Genomic DNA, 15,873 nt, shown 5'->3' with positions numbered 1-15,873 from the left:
CACCTCGTTTTCAAGAACCGGCAACCGGCCATTCAGAATCCTACACGCGGCCCCGGGGACGGATAAAACGCAGCGGTGCCGCAGACGGGTCGCCTCCCCGTCGCGGCGAGGCGACGGGGAGGCGAGGAGACGGTGAGGCCGGCTCAGAACGCGGGGACGAAGATCTCGACGCGCCGGTTCAGCTGACGCCCCTCGGGGTTGTCTGCGCCGTTGATCTCGTTGGGCGCGACCGGTGCGCTCTCGCCGTAGCCGACGGCGGTGAATGAGGTCGCGACGCCGCGCTGCTGGAGTGCGGCGACGACCGACTGCGCGCGTTCGTCGGACAGGGTGAGGTTGTACGCGTCGTCGCCGATCGCATCGGTGTGACCGCCCACCTCGGCGGCCGGCACGCTCAGCGCGGTCAGCGCCTTCGCCAGCGCATCCATGGTGGCCGCGGCGTCCGGGCGGATGTCGGAGCGGTCGAAGTCGAACAGCACGCCGTCCTCGAGCGTGATGGTGGTGCCGCAGTACTCGATGGGAGCGAGCGCGCCCATCTTGGGGAACAGGCCCACGGGCGCAGCCTTCACGAGCGGTTCCATGTCGATGGTGGCCCCGTCGAACAGGCCGGTGCCGTCGCCGTGGTTGACCACCGTGTGCTCGCCGTCGCTGTACGAGCCCGAGCCGTCGCCGTTGTTGACGATGGTGGTGGTCTGCGTGGAGAACGAGCCCGAGCCGTCGCCGTTGTTGACCAGTGTCGTGCCCCGGTTCGCGTCCGACGAGGAGCCGGAACCATCGCCGTTCACCACGACGGTGAGGTTCGCGTCGCTGTAGGAGCCGGAGCCGTCACCGTTGCTCACGATCGTGACATCGCCACCGCTGAACGAGCCCGAGCCGTCGCCGTTGACGACGCCCACCCCGTCGCCCACGGTGAACGAGCCGGAGCCGTCACCGTTGTTGACCGTCGTGCCGCCGTCGCCGGAGACCGAGCCGGAACCATCGCCGTTGAGCACCATGACCCCTCCCGCGGTGGCGCGAGCGACGGCGTCGCCGCAGGCTGCGGGCGTGATGCGGATGCCGGGGATCTGCGGGATGTCGGAGGCGAACCGGGTGGCCACCCCCGCGAGCGCTTCGTCGGCCATCGCGATGGACGGAATCACCAGCGCGGGGATCGGCGGGATCTCACCCGGGGCGTACCCCGCGATGGCGGCCGCCGCGTCGCCGGTCGCGGAGGCGCTCGGCGAGGGCGCGGTGGTCGTCGGCTTGTCGGCACTCGACGAGGTGGCACTCGCGGGCTGCTGGACCTCAGCCGCGCAGGCGGCGAGCGGAAGGGTGAGAGACGTGGCGAGGAGCAGCGCCCCCCAGGCGCGTGCTGTCCGATCTGCGTTCATGATTCGACCCTACGGTGAGCGGGTGAACCGGCGGTGGCGCATCTGTCGCGAAGCTGTCTCAGGTCTGCGACAACCCGGCCGGCGGGCGCAGCGATCCCCTGGTCCCCCGGAACGACCGTTGCGCCAGGAACCGCCCCGGACGACCGCCGTGCCGTGCCCGGGGGCGCGATAGCGTGGAGCAGTGACAGAGATTCAGGCTCCCCGGGCCGAGCAGCGCCCGATCGACCGCGTCCACCACGGCGACACCTTCTCCGACCCGTACGAGTGGCTGCGCGCCAAGGAGGACCCCGAGGTCATCGCGCATCTCGAGGCCGAGAACGCCTACACCGACGCTCGCACCGAGCACCTCGCGGCGTTGCGCGCGCGCATCTTCGACGAGGTGAAGGCGCGCACCCTGGAAAGCGACCTGTCCGTTCCCAGCCGACGCGGCAACTGGTGGTACTACGGTCGCACGATCGAAGGCAAGCAGTACGGCGTGCAGTGCCGCGCACCGTTGTCCTCCCCGGACGACTGGACTCCCCCGCAGCTCACCGCGGACGCACCGGTCGACGGCGAAGAGGTGCTCTTCGACGGCAACGTCGAGGCCGAAGGGCATGAGTTCTTCTCCGTCGGCAGCATGGATATCTCGCGCGACGGCACCCACATGCTGTGGGGTATCGACGTGGAGGGCGACGAGCGGTACACCATCCGGGTGCGCAACCTGGTGGACGGGGTCACCTACGACGACGTGATCGAGGGCACCGCGGGCGGCGCCGAGTTCGTCCCCGACGGCTCGGGCTTCATCTACACCACGGTCGATGACGCCTGGCGTCCCGACACCGTCTGGCTGCACCGGATCGGCACACCGCGCGCCGAGGACGTCCGGTTGTTCCACGAGGACGACGAGCGGTTCTGGGTGGGTGCCGGCTTCACGCGCAGCGATGCGTACCTGGTCATCGAGAAGGGCTCCTCCGTCACCAGCGAGGTGGCGCTCGTCCCGGCAGCCGACCTGACCTCGGCGCCCGCGGTGGTCTGGCCCGCCGTGGAGGGAGTCGAGTACGGCGTCGACCACGCGGTGATCGACGGCGAAGATGTGCTCTTCATCACCCACAACGCCGATGCTCTCGACTTCGAGCTGGTCCGGGTGAGCGCCGATGATCCTCGCGGCGAGCGCACCCCTGTGCTTCCTCATGAGCCGGGAAGGCGCGTGCTGGGCATCGAGTGCTTCCGTGACTTCGCCGTGGTGGAGTACCGCCGAGCAGGGCTCGTCCGCGTCGGACGGCTCGACTACGCCACCGGCGCGATCGATGAGCTGGGCTTCGAGGAGCCGCTGTACAGCGTGGGCGTCTCGGGCAACTCCGAGTGGGCACCGCCGCAGGTGCGACTCGGCTACGGCTCGTTCGTGACGCCCTCCAGCGTCTACGACTGGGAGGTGGCAACCGGGCAGCTGCACCTGCGCAAGCAACAGCCGGTGCTCGGCGGCTACGACCCCGACGACTACGAGCAGGCCCGTGTCTGGGCCACGGCCGACGACGGCACGCAGATCCCCGTCTCCCTGGTATGGCGACGATCCTTCGGGCCGGTGGGTCCGGGAGCGCCCGTGCGACCGCTGCACCTGTACGGCTACGGATCGTACGAGCACTCGATCGATCCCGGGTTCTCCTCGATGCGGCTGTCGGCGCTCGATCGCGGTGTGATCTTCGCGGTGGCTCACGTGCGCGGCGGCGGTGAGATGGGGCGCGCCTGGTACGAGGACGGCAAGATCCGCAACAAGAAGAACAGCTTCTCGGACTTCGTGGCCGTCGCCCGGCACCTCGTCACGGAGGGATACACCTCTCCGGAGCGCATGGTGGCCGAGGGCGGCTCGGCGGGCGGGCTGCTGATGGGCGCGGTGGCCAACCTCGCCCCCGAGCTCTTCGCCGGCGTCCTCGCCTCGGTGCCGTTCGTCGACGCCCTCACCTCGATCCTGGATCCCTCGCTCCCGCTCACGGTGATCGAGTGGGACGAGTGGGGAAACCCGCTCGCGGACGCCGAGGTGTACGAGTACATGAAGTCGTACACGCCCTACGAGAACGTGCGAGAGGGCGTGGACTACCCCCGCATCCTCGCCGTCACCTCGCTCAACGACACCCGCGTCCTGTATGTCGAACCGGCCAAGTGGGTGGCCCGACTGCGCGACGTCGGCGCCGACGCGCTCCTCAAGTGCGAGATGGTGGCCGGGCACGGTGGCGTCACCGGCCGCTACAACTCGTGGCAGGAACGTGCCTATGAGCTGGCCTGGTTGTTCGAGGTCCTCGGCGTGGCGGAGGTCGAACCCGCGGTCTGAGGCCAGTCGCCACACACGGGGCGGAAGGGATCCTTCCGCCCCGTGTGCTGCATCATGGGTCTGTGACACCGCATTCCGCCGATCACGTCCGCGCCCGCATCGTGGATGTCCGCTTTGACACCCGCCGCGTGCTCGTGGACCTCGATGACGGCCGCACCCTGGGCGCACCACTCTCCTGGGCCTCCCGTGCGGCCGAGCTTCCCGCGTCGCAGCAGCGGCGCTGGGTGCTCGTCGACCACGGTCGTGGTGTCAACTGGCCCGCGCTCGGTCAGGAGGAACCCGAGGGGGCGCTGTCCCTCTGGATCATCGAGCAGGACCGGCTCTACGAGGGAGCGCTCGGTGTGCTCCAGCGCGCCGGCTGGGACGCCGCCGCCCTCAGCGCCCGCGATCGGGAACTGGTGGCGCTCTGGCGACTCGAGGCGGACGTCTACAACGGCGGCTTCCTGCAGTTCCTCGGCAACTGGGGTCAGCAGGACCTCGCAATCGCCCGCGATGCCGCCGGGCTGATCGGAGCGCAGCGCACCCACCGAGCGGTCATCTCGCTCCAGGAACTGCTCGGGCCCCTCATCGAGCGTGAGGACGTCACCTCCATCGATGACGTCCACCGCCTCATCGCCGCCGCGGCACCGTCCGATCCCGCCGCCCGGTTCGAGGAGCTGGAGGCCGAACTCACCGAGGCCATGGAGCAGGAGCTGGTGCGGTGCGTGGTCACCGCCTACGGCCCGGCCCCGTCAGAAGCCTGACCGATCCACCACGGCCTCACGGAACGGCGCAAGGCCGGGGCGGGGTGTCCCGCAGCCCGGCCCTGCTCGTCGCGGCTCAGCCGAAGAGAGCAGCAGCCTCGTCGTAGCGGTGCTTCGGCACCGTGTTCAGCTCACCGAGCGCGTCGGCGAACGGAACGCGAACGATGTCGGTGCCCTGCAGGGCCACCATCTGTCCCCAGGCGCCGTCGACGATCGCGTCGGCGGCGTGCAGGCCGAGGCGTGTGGCCAGCACGCGGTCGAAGGCGCTGGGCGCTCCGCCGCGCTGGATGTGGCCGAGGATCGTGGCGCGGGTCTCGATTCCGGTGATGCGCTCGATCTCCGGGGCGAGCAGGTCGCCGATGCCGCCCAGGCGCGGACGGTTGAACGCGTCGAGGCCCTTGTCGCTGTACGCCTCGTCCATGCCCTTGAGAGTGAAGCCCTCGGAGACCACCACCAGCGGCGCCCGGCCCCGGTCGTGCGCGGAGGTGACGAGCGCCGCGATCTCGTCGAGGGTCATCGGGTGCTCGGGGATGAGGATGGCGTGGGCGCCCGCCGCCATGCCGGCGTGCAGCGCGATCCAGCCGACGTGCCGGCCCATCACCTCGGCCACCATGCAGCGCTGGTGGGAGTCGCCGGTGGTGCGGAGGCGGTCCATCGCGTCCGTCGCGATGTTGACGGCCGTGTCGAAGCCGAACGAGTAGTCGGTCGCCTGAAGGTCGTTGTCGATGGTCTTCGGCACGCCGATCACCTTGATGCCGTCCTTGGACAGCCGATCGGCCGCCGCCAGCGTCCCCTCGCCGCCGATGGCGATGATGCCGTCGATCTTGTGCCCGTACAGCGTCTTCGCGATGTTCTCCGCGCCGCCGCGGTCGCCCTCGTAGGGGTTGGTGCGGCTGGTACCGAGGATCGTTCCGCCGGTCTTGGACAGGCCCTTCACCTCGTGACGGGTGAGGGGCATGAAGTCGCCCTCGACCACACCACGCCAGCCGTCACGGATCCCCACGAACTCGAGGTCGTAGGTCGTGGTGCCCTTGAGCACGATGCCGCGGATCACGGCGTTCAGTCCGGGGCAGTCGCCGCCGCTGGTGAGGATACCGATCTTCATGGTGAATGCTGCCTTCGCGCGTTGGAAAGGAGGGGGAACGAGGCGACGGTGCCTGCATCGAATCTAGCGGTCTCCCACCCTCCAGCGCCATTCAGGACGATGAGAACGGGTGTTCTTGACGCAAATCAGGCGGAATTTCCCCGACCACCTCAATTTCTCCGGCGTCACGCGTGAAGAATGCGAATTCCTTACATCTGGCTGCCGGGAACGACGCAGCCCCCGCACACCGGGTGCGGGGGCTGCCTCGACGAGCGTCTCAGGCGCCGAGAGCCTCGCGCAGCAGGTGCATGAGAGCCGCCAGCTGCACGGAGTCCTGGGAGCCCGGCTCCACGGACACGCCATCCAGCGCGCGCAGGGACAATCCCTGTTTCTGATCGATCAGCTCGGCGATCTTGGAGTCCAGCGTGTGTGCCGCGATGATGCGCCATGCGGTGACCGGCTCGTCCTGGCCGATGCGGTGCACGCGGTCGATCGCCTGCGTCTGCTCCGCGGCGGTCCAGCTGAGCTCGGCCAGCACCACGTTGGATGCGGCCTGCAGGTTGACGCCGACGCCTGCCGCGGTCAGAGAGCACACCGCGATCGAGACAGCCGGGTCGTTGTTGAAGGCATCAATCGCCTCCTGACGCGCCGTGGACGTCTGGTCTCCTCGGATCGACACCGCCTGCAGACCATTGGCCGCGAACAGCGCCTCCGCCTGGTTCATGACGTCGATGTGCTTGGCGAAGAACACCACCTTGCCCACCGACCGCTGCAGCTGGACGGCGTAGTCGGCGGCAAGACCCGCCTTCGCCTGACCGATGCGGCGCACCATCGTGAAGACGTTGTCGCCGCCGGCATCGGCGTTCTTCGCATCGTCGAACTCGTGCTGCGCGACAAGCCGCACGATGTCCTCGTCGATGCCGTCGGTGACGCGTCCGCGCGCCTCGATAATGCGGCGGTATTTGGCTGCCATGCGCTCGCCGAGCTCCCGCTCGGCCTGGCGGATGGAGCGGCCGAACTCGTCGTCCAGCTGCACCGGCATATCGGCGATCAGCTTGTCGGGAAGGTCCGCGGCCACGTCCTTCTTCTTGCGGCGAACGATGCCCATGGAGATCACGGCGTCACGGGCCTCGGGGTAGAACGCCTTGTCGGCGGGGGTGAGGCCGGTGGCGTCGAGCTTGTCGGCCAGGACGGGACCCGGGCGCTCCCCGTTGGTCCATCCCAGGAAGCGCCAGATCGCGTCGAAGTCCTCGACGTCGTTGATCAGCGGCGTACCGGTGAGGGCCATGAGCAGCGGGTTGCCGCCCGGGGTGGTCTCGCGAACGCGCGACGCCAGGGCCAGCACGTTCTGCGAGCGCTGCGAGCTGAGGTTCTTGATGAAGTGGGCCTCATCCACCACCAGCCCGCGCAGTCCCACCTTGCTCAGCCACTCGAGGTGGCGGTCGAGGATCTCGTAGTTCACTATGAACACGTCCGCGAAGGCGTCGATGTTCTCGCCGTCGCCCTGGATGACGGTGGCGCGGCGCTGAGGCGTCCAGCGCTCCACCTCGCGGGCCCAGTTCATCTTGACGACGTTGGGGACCACCACCAGGAGCGGGTAGGCACCGGCGACCGACGCGGCCAGTACCGACTGCGCGGTCTTGCCGAGACCGGGCTCGTCGGCCAGCAGGAAGCTGCGCTTGCCGGCGCGGACGGCTTCGATGAAGCGCATCTGGTGCGGCATCACCTCCAGCCCCTTGGGCGAGATGTGATCGAACTCGGGAACCGGCGGCAGTGCCATCGTCGCAGCCCCACCCCCGGCGCCCGTCTCGAAGGCCTTGTACAGCGGCCCCATGAGGTCCCAGCCATCGAGACGGCGCCGTGGTGTCTCCTTCGGGATGACGACGGAGGTGTCCGGTGCGAGGAACGGGTTCGACTCGAGACGAGACTCCACCATGGGCGGCGTCACCTGGCGCTCGGCGATGGCGGCCGAGACCACGGGCGTGGCCGCGACGGGCACCACGTCCGTGATGATCAGCTCGTCCGGAGCGAGCTCGGCGCCGGACTCGAGCAGCCAGTCGCGGCGCATGCGCTTGGCCACCGGACTCGTGGCCTGGTCGGCCTCCAGCAGCGGGATGATCGAGGTGTCCCGGGCCGCGGTCTTCGCGAGGATCTGCGCGACGCCCTCGAGGCGCTTAAGCAGCTCGGCGCGTGCGGAGTCGGTGAGATCCGGGTCGGCCTTCACGCGGGTGCGCTCCTCGCGCACCAGGAACGCGATGACCTGGAACTTGACGCGATTGGTGGGGCCGAGTTTGCCCTTCTGCGCCTTGGCCTCCACCTCGCGCACCTTGCGAGCGAGGATGGGGATGATCGGGGCCTCGTCATCACGACGGGAAGACGAGGACTTCCTGCGCCGTGAAGCGGCGGTTGCCGTGGTCGGCATGCTCCTCCTGAGCGAACGTCCGGGATTCCTCCCGGGGGGCCGGTGTGCACCGGTGCGATCTCGCGGAGGCTTCCGCTGCCCGCGCCACAGATTCCGCTTCAGCGGCCAGCGACACGGGGCGAAAACGCCCGCAGACGCATTTTACCGCATCACCCCCTCCCCCGCCATCGCTGTGGGACGCGAGTCGATGTCACACTTTCACGCGCTCGCACGACACCTCTGTGACACCACTCATCGCCATCGGTCCCCGTCCGTGAGACGTCGGGGGCCATTCCCAGAACAGGACGACACATGACTCGCATCGACATCAACCGCACCAACCGCCTCGGCTACACGGCCGTCATCGGGATGGAGGCCTACGCGCGCACGAACGTGGACAAGCGTCTGTTCGAGTTGCTGAAGATCCGCGCCTCCGTCCTCAACGGGTGCACCTTCTGCGTGGACATGCACATGACCGATGGGCTGAAGGCCGGTATCCCCCAGCGTGTGCTCACCGCCGCCACCGCGTGGGAGCACGCCGGCGACCTGCTGGATGAGCGGGAGAAGGCGGTTCTCGCCCTGACCGATGCCGTCACCCGCCTCGGCGAGAACGCCGTGGACGATGCCGTCTGGAACCGGGCCGCCGCGTTCTTCGACGAGGGCGAGCTCGGCGCGCTGGTGCTCGCGATCGCCACGATCAACGTGTGGAATCGCATCGCGATCGCCACGCGCATGACGCCTCCGGTGGACGCCGCGCACCCGGTGGCATGAGGATGGAGCGCAGGAAGGAGCGCGGATGACGACCCTCTCCCCGGCGGCGACGGCGTGGCAGCGCGAACAGGGTCGTCTGCTGGGCATCGCGTACCGGATGCTCGGCGACTACTCCGAAGCGGAGGACGTGGTCTCTGAGGTGGCCGAGCTGGCGGTTCACGCTGAGCGGGAGGCGTCGGAGATCCGGTCCTGGCCCGCCTGGCTCACCACGGTGTGCGTGCGCCGCTCCATCGACCGGGTGCGAGCGATCGCGGCCCGGCGCGAGAGCTACCCCGGTCCGTGGCTGCCGGAACCGGTGGCCACGGACCGGCTGCCGGACGATGTCGTCGCCACGCGCGAGATGCTCTCGATAGCGCTGCTGCATCTGGCCGAACAGCTCCCGCCACGTCAGCGTGCGGCCATCGTGCTGCATCGCGCTTTCGCCATGTCGGCGCCAGAGATCGCGGAGATCCTCGAGACCACGCCGGCCGCGGTTCGCCAGCTGATCTCGCGCGGGGAGCGGCGTCTGGACATCCACCCCGATCAGCCGGTGTCGACGCGGGTCGACGCCGCGTCGCTCGACCGGCTGATCGGCGGGATCGAATCGGGCGACATCACCCTCGTCGCCTCGATGCTCGAAGACGACGCGGTCCTGTGGACCGACGGCGGCGGCGTGGTCAGCGCGGCGCTGAATCCGATCTTCGGCGCCGCCGCCATTGCGCGCTTCGTCATCGGCGTCTTCGAGAAGGCACGGCGCGCGAACGACGAGATCCTGGTCGGATGGCTCGACGTCAACGGGGACCCCGCGATCGACTTCCGCCGTCGTGTCCGCCGCGACGTCGTCACGCTCCAGTTCGGCTCCACGGGGCGCATCGCCGGGATCCGTCAGATCGCCAACCCCGACAAACACTCCCGGCTCTGACGTGAAACGACGCGGGCCGGCTCTCCCGTGAGGAAGAGGCGGCCCGCGTCCGAAACCGTCAGATCATCGACTTCGTGTGCCAGACGGTCTTGGTCTCGGTGAACGCGGTGATCCGCTGCAGCGAGGGGGCCGCCGCATCCGGGCCGTCCTCCGGCGTGAGCACGCGCTTGAGCGTGCCCGCCGCGGACTGCTGCAGCGAGATCCAGTCCAGCGCGCCCGCGCCCACCAGGTCGAGGGCGTTGACGTCGTCGTGCGATGCGAGCCAGGGAGCGATCTCCGCAGGCGAACCCGTGAGCACGTTCACGACGCCCGCGGGGACATCGCTGGTGGCGAGGACCTCGGCGAAGGAGATCGAGGACAGCGGGAACGCCTCGCTGGCGATCACGACGACGGCGTTGCCCGCCACGAGGGCCGGGGCGACCGCCGAGACGAGCCCCAGCAGGGCGTTGTCCTGCGGGGCGATGATCACCACGACACCGGTGGGCTCGGGTACCGAGATGTTGAAGTACGGACCCGCCACCGGGTTCGCGGCGCCCGAGACCTGCGAGAACTTGTCACACCATCCGGCGTACCAGACCCAGCGATCGATCGCTTCATCCACCTGCGCGGCAGCGGCCGCCGCTGACACGCCCTGCTGTGCGGTGATCTCCTCGACGAACTGCGCGCGCCGTCCCTCGAGCACCTCGGCGATCCGGTACAGCACCTGGCCGCGGTTGTACGCGGTGGCGCCCGACCACCCCTTCACGGCTGCCCGCGCGGCCTTCACGGCATCGCGGGCGTCCTTGCGGGATGCCTGGGCCGCATTCGCGAGGAACTCGCCCGACGGCGAGCTGACGGCATAGGTGCGACCGGACTCGCTGCGCGGGAAGGCGCCGCCGATGGCCAGCTTGTACGTCTTGGGCACGGTCAGTCGCTTGCTCACGCCGCTCCACCCTTCAGGTAGGCGAGGAGGCCGTGCCGGCCGCCCTCGCGTCCGTAGCCGGACTCCTTGTAGCCGCCGAACGGGCTCGACGGGTCGAACTTGTTGAACGTGTTGGCCCACACCACACCCGCGCGCAGGCGGTCGGCCACGGCGAGGATGCGTGAGCCCTTCTCGCTCCAGATACCGGCCGACAATCCATAGGGCGTGTTGTTCGCCTTCTCGATCGCCTCCGCGGGAGTGCGGAAGGTGAGCACGGACAGCACCGGGCCGAACACCTCCTCGCGGGCGATGCGGTGGCTCGCCTGCACGTTCGTGAAGATCGTCGGCGCGAACCAGAAGCCGTTGTCGGGGATGTCGCAGTCCGCGCTCCAGCGCTCGGCCCCCTCCGCCTCGCCGATGTCGCTGAGCGCGCGGATGCGCTCCAGCTGGGCCGCCGAGTTGATCGCACCGATGTCGGTGTTCTTGTCCAGCGGGTCGCCCAGACGGAAGGTCGACAGGCGCGACTTGAGGCGGTCGACGAAGTCCTCGGCAATCGACTCCTGAACGAGCAGACGGCTTCCCGCGCAGCAGACGTGGCCCTGGTTGAAGAAGATGCCGTTCACGACGCCTTCGACCGCCTGGTCGATCGGTGCGTCGTCGAAGACGATGTTCGCCGCCTTGCCGCCGAGCTCGAGCGTCAGGCTCTTCCCGGTTCCGGCGACGGACTGCGCGATCGATCGGCCGACCGCGGTGGAGCCGGTGAAGGCCACCTTGTTGACGTCGGGGTGATTCACCACGGCGGACCCGGTGGCACCGGCACCGGTGACGATGTTGAGCACGCCGGCCGGAAGGCCCGCCTGCTGCACGATCTCGGCGAACAGCAGCGCGGTGAGAGAGGTGGTCTCCGCGGGCTTGAGCACGACGGTGTTTCCGGCAGCCAGCGCCGGGGCGACCTTCCACGCCAGCATCAGCAGCGGGAAGTTCCACGGGATCACCTGACCGGCGACGCCGAGAGCGCGCGGGTTGGCCCCGAGCCCGGCGTAGTCGAGCTTGTCCGCCCAGCCGGCGTAGTAGAAGAACCACGCCGCCACGAGCGGCACGTCCACGTCGCGGCTCTCCTTGATCGGCTTGCCGTTGTCGAGGGACTCGGCCACGGCCAGCTCGCGGGCGCGCTCCTGGACGAGACGAGCGATGCGGAACAGGTACTTCCCGCGGTCGCGTCCGCTCATCTTCGACCACACCCGGTCGTAGGCGCGGCGGGCGGCGGCGACCGCGCGGTCGACGTCGCTCTCGTCCGCGGTCGAGATCAGCGCGATCGTCGACTCGTCGGCGGGGTTGATGGTGCGAAACGACGCGCCGTTGCCATCGACGAACTCGCCGTCGATGAACAGGCCGTACTCGTCCTTCAGGTTCAGGATCGCGCGGGATTCCGGCGCGTCGGCGTACTCGAGAAAGCTCATCGTGCTTCGTCCTTCAGATCCGGGCTCGCATCCACGCGGGACGCGAAGTAGTCGGGGGAGCTCATCGTCAGTCGATGGTCACGTAGTCGGGGCCGGAGTAGTGTCCGGTGGTCATCTTCTGCCGCTGCAGCAGCACGTCGTTCAGAAGGCTCGACGCACCGAAGCGGAACAGGTGCGGCTGAAGCCACTCCTCGCCCACCGTCTCGGCGACGGTCACGACGTACTTGATGGCGTCCTTCGACGTCCGGATACCGCCTGCAGGCTTCACGCCGATCTTCTCGCCGGTGAGGCGGTGCCAGTCGCGCACGACCTCCAGCATCAGAAGGGTGACGGGGAGCGTGGCTGCCGGTGTCACCTTTCCCGTGGAGGTCTTGATGAAGTCGCCGCCTGCGAGGATGGCCAGCCACGAAGCGCGTTTGACGTTGTCGTAGGTGTTCAGCTCACCGGTCTCCAGGATCACTTTGAGCGACGCAGACGTTCCGTCCGCGCGACGGCACGCGTCCTTCACCTGGACGATCTGGTCGAACACCACCGAGTAGCGGCCCGACAGGAACGCACCGCGGTCGATGACCATGTCGATCTCGTCGGCGCCGGCCGCCACAGCCTCGCGGGTGTCGGCCAGCTTGATCGCCAGCGACGAGCGGCCGGAGGGGAATGCCGTGGCGACCGCGGCGACAGAGATCAGCCCGTCATCGGGATCGCCGTGCAGCGCACCGAGGGCCTCGACGGCGTACGGCACCATGTCGCCGTACACGCACACGGCGGCCACGCGCGGGCACGTCGGGTCGGAGGCGTCGGGGTGCACAGCCTTGGCGACGAGGGATCGCACCTTTCCGGGGGTGTCCGCGCCTTCGAGCGTGGTGAGGTCGATCAGCTCGATGACCCGATCCAGAGCCCATTTCTTCGAGGTGGTCTTGATCGAGCGGGTGCCGAGGTCGGCCGCGCGCTGCTCCAGACCCACGGCATCCACGCCGGGCAGTCCGTGCAGGAATCGGGCCAGGGTGATGTCGTCGGGCTCACCGCCGATCATCTCGCGCGCTCGTGCGGCGCGCTCTGCGGTGTCCGCCACAGCGGTCATTCGTCCTCCAGCAGGTCTCGGGCAGTGCCCTCGTCGGTGATCAGGATGGAACACAGTCCGTTCACGACCACCGCGCGGGCGATGTCGTGCTTGTCCTCGCCCGCCACCACGAAGATCGCGGTCTTGGCGGCACGCAGGGTGCTCAGTTCGACGCCCACGGTACGGCCGTCCAGTTCGGGATCGACGATGTTCCCGTTGGCGTCGATGTAGCGGCCGAGGACATCGCCGACGGCGCCCTTCATGGCCAGCTCCTCCAGGTCGCTCGCCCGGAGATATCCGGAGTCGACGAGGGCGGAGTTCTTGTCGCCGAGTCCCGCGCTGTACAGGTACGCATCAGCGCGCTGCGCGAGATCGAGCACGGCCGCCACGGTGCGGTCCGATGCGATGGCATCCTTCGTCTCGCGACGCTCGAGCACCGCCGGTGAGGGCAGGAGGACCACCTGCCCTCGTCCGCGATTGGCGATCGTGGATGCGAGCGTCGCCGCGGTGGAGGCGCGACGGTTGAGGCTCACGCCCCCGTTGATCTGCACCACCGTCACACCGGTGGCCCAGCCGTCGGGCAGCTTGTCCGCCACCTCGGTGAGGGTGTGACCCCAGCTCACGCCGAGTGTCTTCGGAACCGGGCGGAGTGCGGTGAGGAAGTCGGCAGCCGCCTGCGTGACGACGGAGGTGACGGAGCCGTTCTCGTCCGGCACCGGGACGACGATCGCGTCACTCAGCCCGAAGCGGGCGCACAGCTCGCGCTCCAGGGCGAGCCGACGCGCACGGGGGTGGACGATCTCGATCCGCACGATACCGCGCTCACGCGCCTGCGTGAGCAGCCGGCCGGCCTTCCAGCGGGAGATCCCGAGGAGCGCGCCGATCTCGTCCTGCGTCTTGTTCTCCTCGTAATAGAGTTCCGCGACGCGGACCGCGAGCAGTTCGTCATCCACCCCTCGACGGTACCGCCGCCTCCGGGCCCTGACAACATCTGCGCCTCCATGTGCTCACATGAGCAGGAGCCCCTGCGCTGATGCGCATCCCCCGCATCCCGCCTCGCCGTCAGGACAGGATCACGCGAGTGCGGGCGACGTCGTCCGTCATCTGCTCGATCAGCGCGGGGATCCCCTGGAAGGCCACCATGCCGCGGATGCGGTCGACGAACTCGACCACCACGTGCTGCCCGTACAGGTCCAGGCCCGTCTCATCGAGGACGTACGCCTCCACCTGACGAAACTCGACGTCGTCGAACGTGGGGTTCACACCCACGGAGATCGCCGACTTGTGATGAACGCCGTCCGGTGTCACGAGCCATCCGGCGTACACACCGTCTGCGGGCACGTCGCCTTGCGACTGCGGCGAAAGGTTCGCCGTGGGAAAGCCCAGCTCGCGGCCGCGCTTCAGCCCGTGAACGACCTCACCCTCCACCCGGTGCGGGCGGCCGAGCAACTGCGCCGCGCGCGCGACGTCGCCCGCCGAGAGCAGTTCGCGGATCCAGCTGGAAGACACCCGGCGTTCCTCACCGGCGACCACGACGTCGTCGACCACATCGGTGGTGAAGCCGAGTTCCGCGCCCATCCGCTCGAGGAGCTGCGCGTCGCCGGCACCGCGGTGCCCGAACCGGAAATCCGTGCCGAGGAGGACGACCACGGCGCCGAGAGCGCCCACCAGGATCTCGCGGACGAAGTCCTCTGCCGAGACGTGGGACATCTCCTCGTCGAAGCGCAGTACCACGGCGGCGTCGAGTCCGGTGCCGGCGAGAAGGTCGATCTTCTGGCCGAGGCTCACCAGCTCGTTCGGGCACAGTTCGGGACGGATGGTCGCGAGCGGGTTGCGGTCGAAGGTCACCGCGACGACCTTGGCCCCGAGGCGCTCGGCATCGGCTCGAGCGCGCTCGAGCACTCGCCGATGACCGGTGTGCACACCGTCGAACTTGCCGATGGCGACGACGGATGGCCCGAATCCGTCGGGGATCTCCGCGGGATCGGAGAACACGATCACGACCGCACCTCCGGCGAAGCGGCGGGCTTGTGGGTGATCAGATACCAGAGGCCGATGAACGGCAGGACGAGCGGAATGAACACGTATCCCTGGCCGAACACGCTCCATACCGTCGGATGCGCGAAGAGGTCAGGCAGCACGAGGCTCAGCGTGCCGATCACGAGAACGCCCGCCAGCTCGAAGCAGATGGCGATCCACGCGACGGTGTACCACCCGGGCCGACGCGAGAAGATCAGCGCCAGCGTGGCCACGACGTAGACCGCCGCCGATGCGGCGGACAGCGAGTAGGCCAGCGGCGCCTCGGCGAACTTCTCAACGATCTGCACGAACGAACGCGCCGTGGCGCCGAGGGCGAGCACCGCGTACACCGCGACCAGCACCTGACCGATGCCGCTCATCCGGCGCGGGTTCTTCGCACGCCGTGGGGTCCCGGATTCCCGGGGCGTCTGCCCGGTCTGAGCCTGTGTCATCACTCGGACGATTCTACCCGCGGCACGGAAGCGGCCCGGCGCTCAGGCCACCTGAACCGTCCAGATGACCTCCATGCGCCACACCATGATCGCAACGGCCAGCGCACCGACGCCCATCACGACCGTTGACCACCGGGAGCGGTCGACGAACGCCCACACGACGACGCCGACGGGGATGAGCGCTGCGGAGATGAGGTAGGTCCAGAACTCCAGGAGGCTCCCCGACGGCGGGTTGCCGGCGAAAGGTGCAGCGATGGCGATCACGATCTGCGCGATCAGCAGCAGCTCCAGCACCGCAAGCGCACCGACGCTCCAGTCACCGGGCACACGTCCGATGAGGCCCAGCACGATGCACAGGAGCGCGGCGGCCACCGCCACCGCCACGACGGCGATCGTGAACCCGAGGATCATG

General features: G+C 68.9%; 14 protein-coding genes. 4 read left to right on the top strand and 10 right to left on the bottom strand.

Annotated features, from left to right (window positions below; genetic code table 11):
- Positions 1-143 precede the first annotated feature (143 nt).
- Positions 144-1,367, bottom strand: coding sequence for an OmpA family protein (locus ACIQJ5_RS04765; protein WP_402841405.1), 1,224 nt, complete (start codon positions 1,365-1,367; stop codon positions 144-146).
- Between the two features lie 181 nt (positions 1,368-1,548).
- Between ACIQJ5_RS04765 and ACIQJ5_RS04760 the strand changes: the two genes are divergently transcribed.
- Entirely contained in the window at positions 1,549-3,672 is a 2,124-nt protein-coding gene (locus tag ACIQJ5_RS04760) for a S9 family peptidase (RefSeq protein ID WP_402841402.1), read from the top strand.
- Positions 3,673-3,734: 62 nt separating this feature from the next.
- On the top strand, positions 3,735-4,415 hold the full coding sequence (locus ACIQJ5_RS04755) for a DUF4375 domain-containing protein (protein ID WP_231089535.1): 681 nt from the start codon (positions 3,735-3,737) through the stop codon (positions 4,413-4,415).
- Positions 4,416-4,491: 76 nt separating this feature from the next.
- Here ACIQJ5_RS04755 and ACIQJ5_RS04750 read toward each other — a convergent pair whose 3' ends face one another.
- Positions 4,492-5,520 (bottom strand): ATP-dependent 6-phosphofructokinase, encoded by a 1,029-nt coding sequence (locus tag ACIQJ5_RS04750; RefSeq protein WP_231089534.1) that lies wholly within the window; start codon positions 5,518-5,520, stop codon positions 4,492-4,494.
- A gap of 256 nt (positions 5,521-5,776) precedes the next feature.
- On the bottom strand, positions 5,777-7,921 hold the full coding sequence (locus ACIQJ5_RS04745) for a DEAD/DEAH box helicase (protein ID WP_402841397.1): 2,145 nt from the start codon (positions 7,919-7,921) through the stop codon (positions 5,777-5,779).
- Between the two features lie 291 nt (positions 7,922-8,212).
- On the opposite strand from ACIQJ5_RS04745, the gene ACIQJ5_RS04740 reads away from it, so the two are divergent.
- Complete coding sequence (locus tag ACIQJ5_RS04740; protein WP_231089532.1) at positions 8,213-8,671, top strand: carboxymuconolactone decarboxylase family protein; 459 nt, start codon at positions 8,213-8,215, stop codon at positions 8,669-8,671.
- Between the two features lie 25 nt (positions 8,672-8,696).
- Positions 8,697-9,572, top strand: a complete 876-nt coding sequence (locus ACIQJ5_RS04735) for a sigma-70 family RNA polymerase sigma factor (protein ID WP_231089531.1) — start codon at positions 8,697-8,699, stop codon at positions 9,570-9,572.
- Between the two features lie 58 nt (positions 9,573-9,630).
- Here ACIQJ5_RS04735 and ACIQJ5_RS04730 read toward each other — a convergent pair whose 3' ends face one another.
- The 7 genes from ACIQJ5_RS04730 to ACIQJ5_RS04700 all read right to left on the bottom strand — a co-directional run bounded on the left by ACIQJ5_RS04730 (position 9,631) and on the right by ACIQJ5_RS04700 (position 15,872).
- Entirely contained in the window at positions 9,631-10,494 is an 864-nt protein-coding gene (locus ACIQJ5_RS04730) for an aldehyde dehydrogenase family protein (protein ID WP_231089530.1), read from the bottom strand.
- Entirely contained in the window at positions 10,491-11,933 is a 1,443-nt protein-coding gene (locus ACIQJ5_RS04725; protein WP_231089529.1) for an aldehyde dehydrogenase family protein, read from the bottom strand. The genes ACIQJ5_RS04730 and ACIQJ5_RS04725 overlap by 4 nt, the downstream gene beginning before the upstream one ends.
- Before the next feature lie 67 nt (positions 11,934-12,000).
- A complete protein-coding gene (gene deoC, locus ACIQJ5_RS04720) occupies positions 12,001-13,011 on the bottom strand; it encodes a deoxyribose-phosphate aldolase (protein ID WP_231089528.1) in 1,011 nt (336 codons plus the stop codon).
- Positions 13,008-13,943: a sugar-binding transcriptional regulator gene (locus ACIQJ5_RS04715; RefSeq protein WP_402841390.1), complete on the bottom strand. Its 936-nt coding sequence runs from the start codon at positions 13,941-13,943 to the stop codon at positions 13,008-13,010. The genes deoC and ACIQJ5_RS04715 overlap by 4 nt, the downstream gene beginning before the upstream one ends.
- A gap of 109 nt (positions 13,944-14,052) precedes the next feature.
- Positions 14,053-14,991, bottom strand: coding sequence for a bifunctional riboflavin kinase/FAD synthetase (locus ACIQJ5_RS04710; RefSeq protein WP_231089526.1), 939 nt, complete (start codon positions 14,989-14,991; stop codon positions 14,053-14,055).
- Complete coding sequence (locus tag ACIQJ5_RS04705; protein ID WP_402842048.1) at positions 14,988-15,389, bottom strand: hypothetical protein; 402 nt, start codon at positions 15,387-15,389, stop codon at positions 14,988-14,990. The genes ACIQJ5_RS04710 and ACIQJ5_RS04705 overlap by 4 nt, the downstream gene beginning before the upstream one ends.
- 114 nt (positions 15,390-15,503) lie before the next feature.
- On the bottom strand, positions 15,504-15,872 hold the full coding sequence (locus ACIQJ5_RS04700) for a hypothetical protein (protein WP_402841386.1): 369 nt from the start codon (positions 15,870-15,872) through the stop codon (positions 15,504-15,506).
- Position 15,873: the final 1 nt, after the last annotated feature.

The sequence above is a fragment of the Microbacterium sp. GXS0129 genome, assembly GCF_044769785.1.
GTDB classification, from domain to species: Bacteria; Actinomycetota; Actinomycetes; order Actinomycetales; family Microbacteriaceae; genus Microbacterium; species Microbacterium nymphoidis.
Note: the sequence above shows the minus strand (reverse complement) of the source record. Positions and strands in the feature narration are given on the sequence as shown.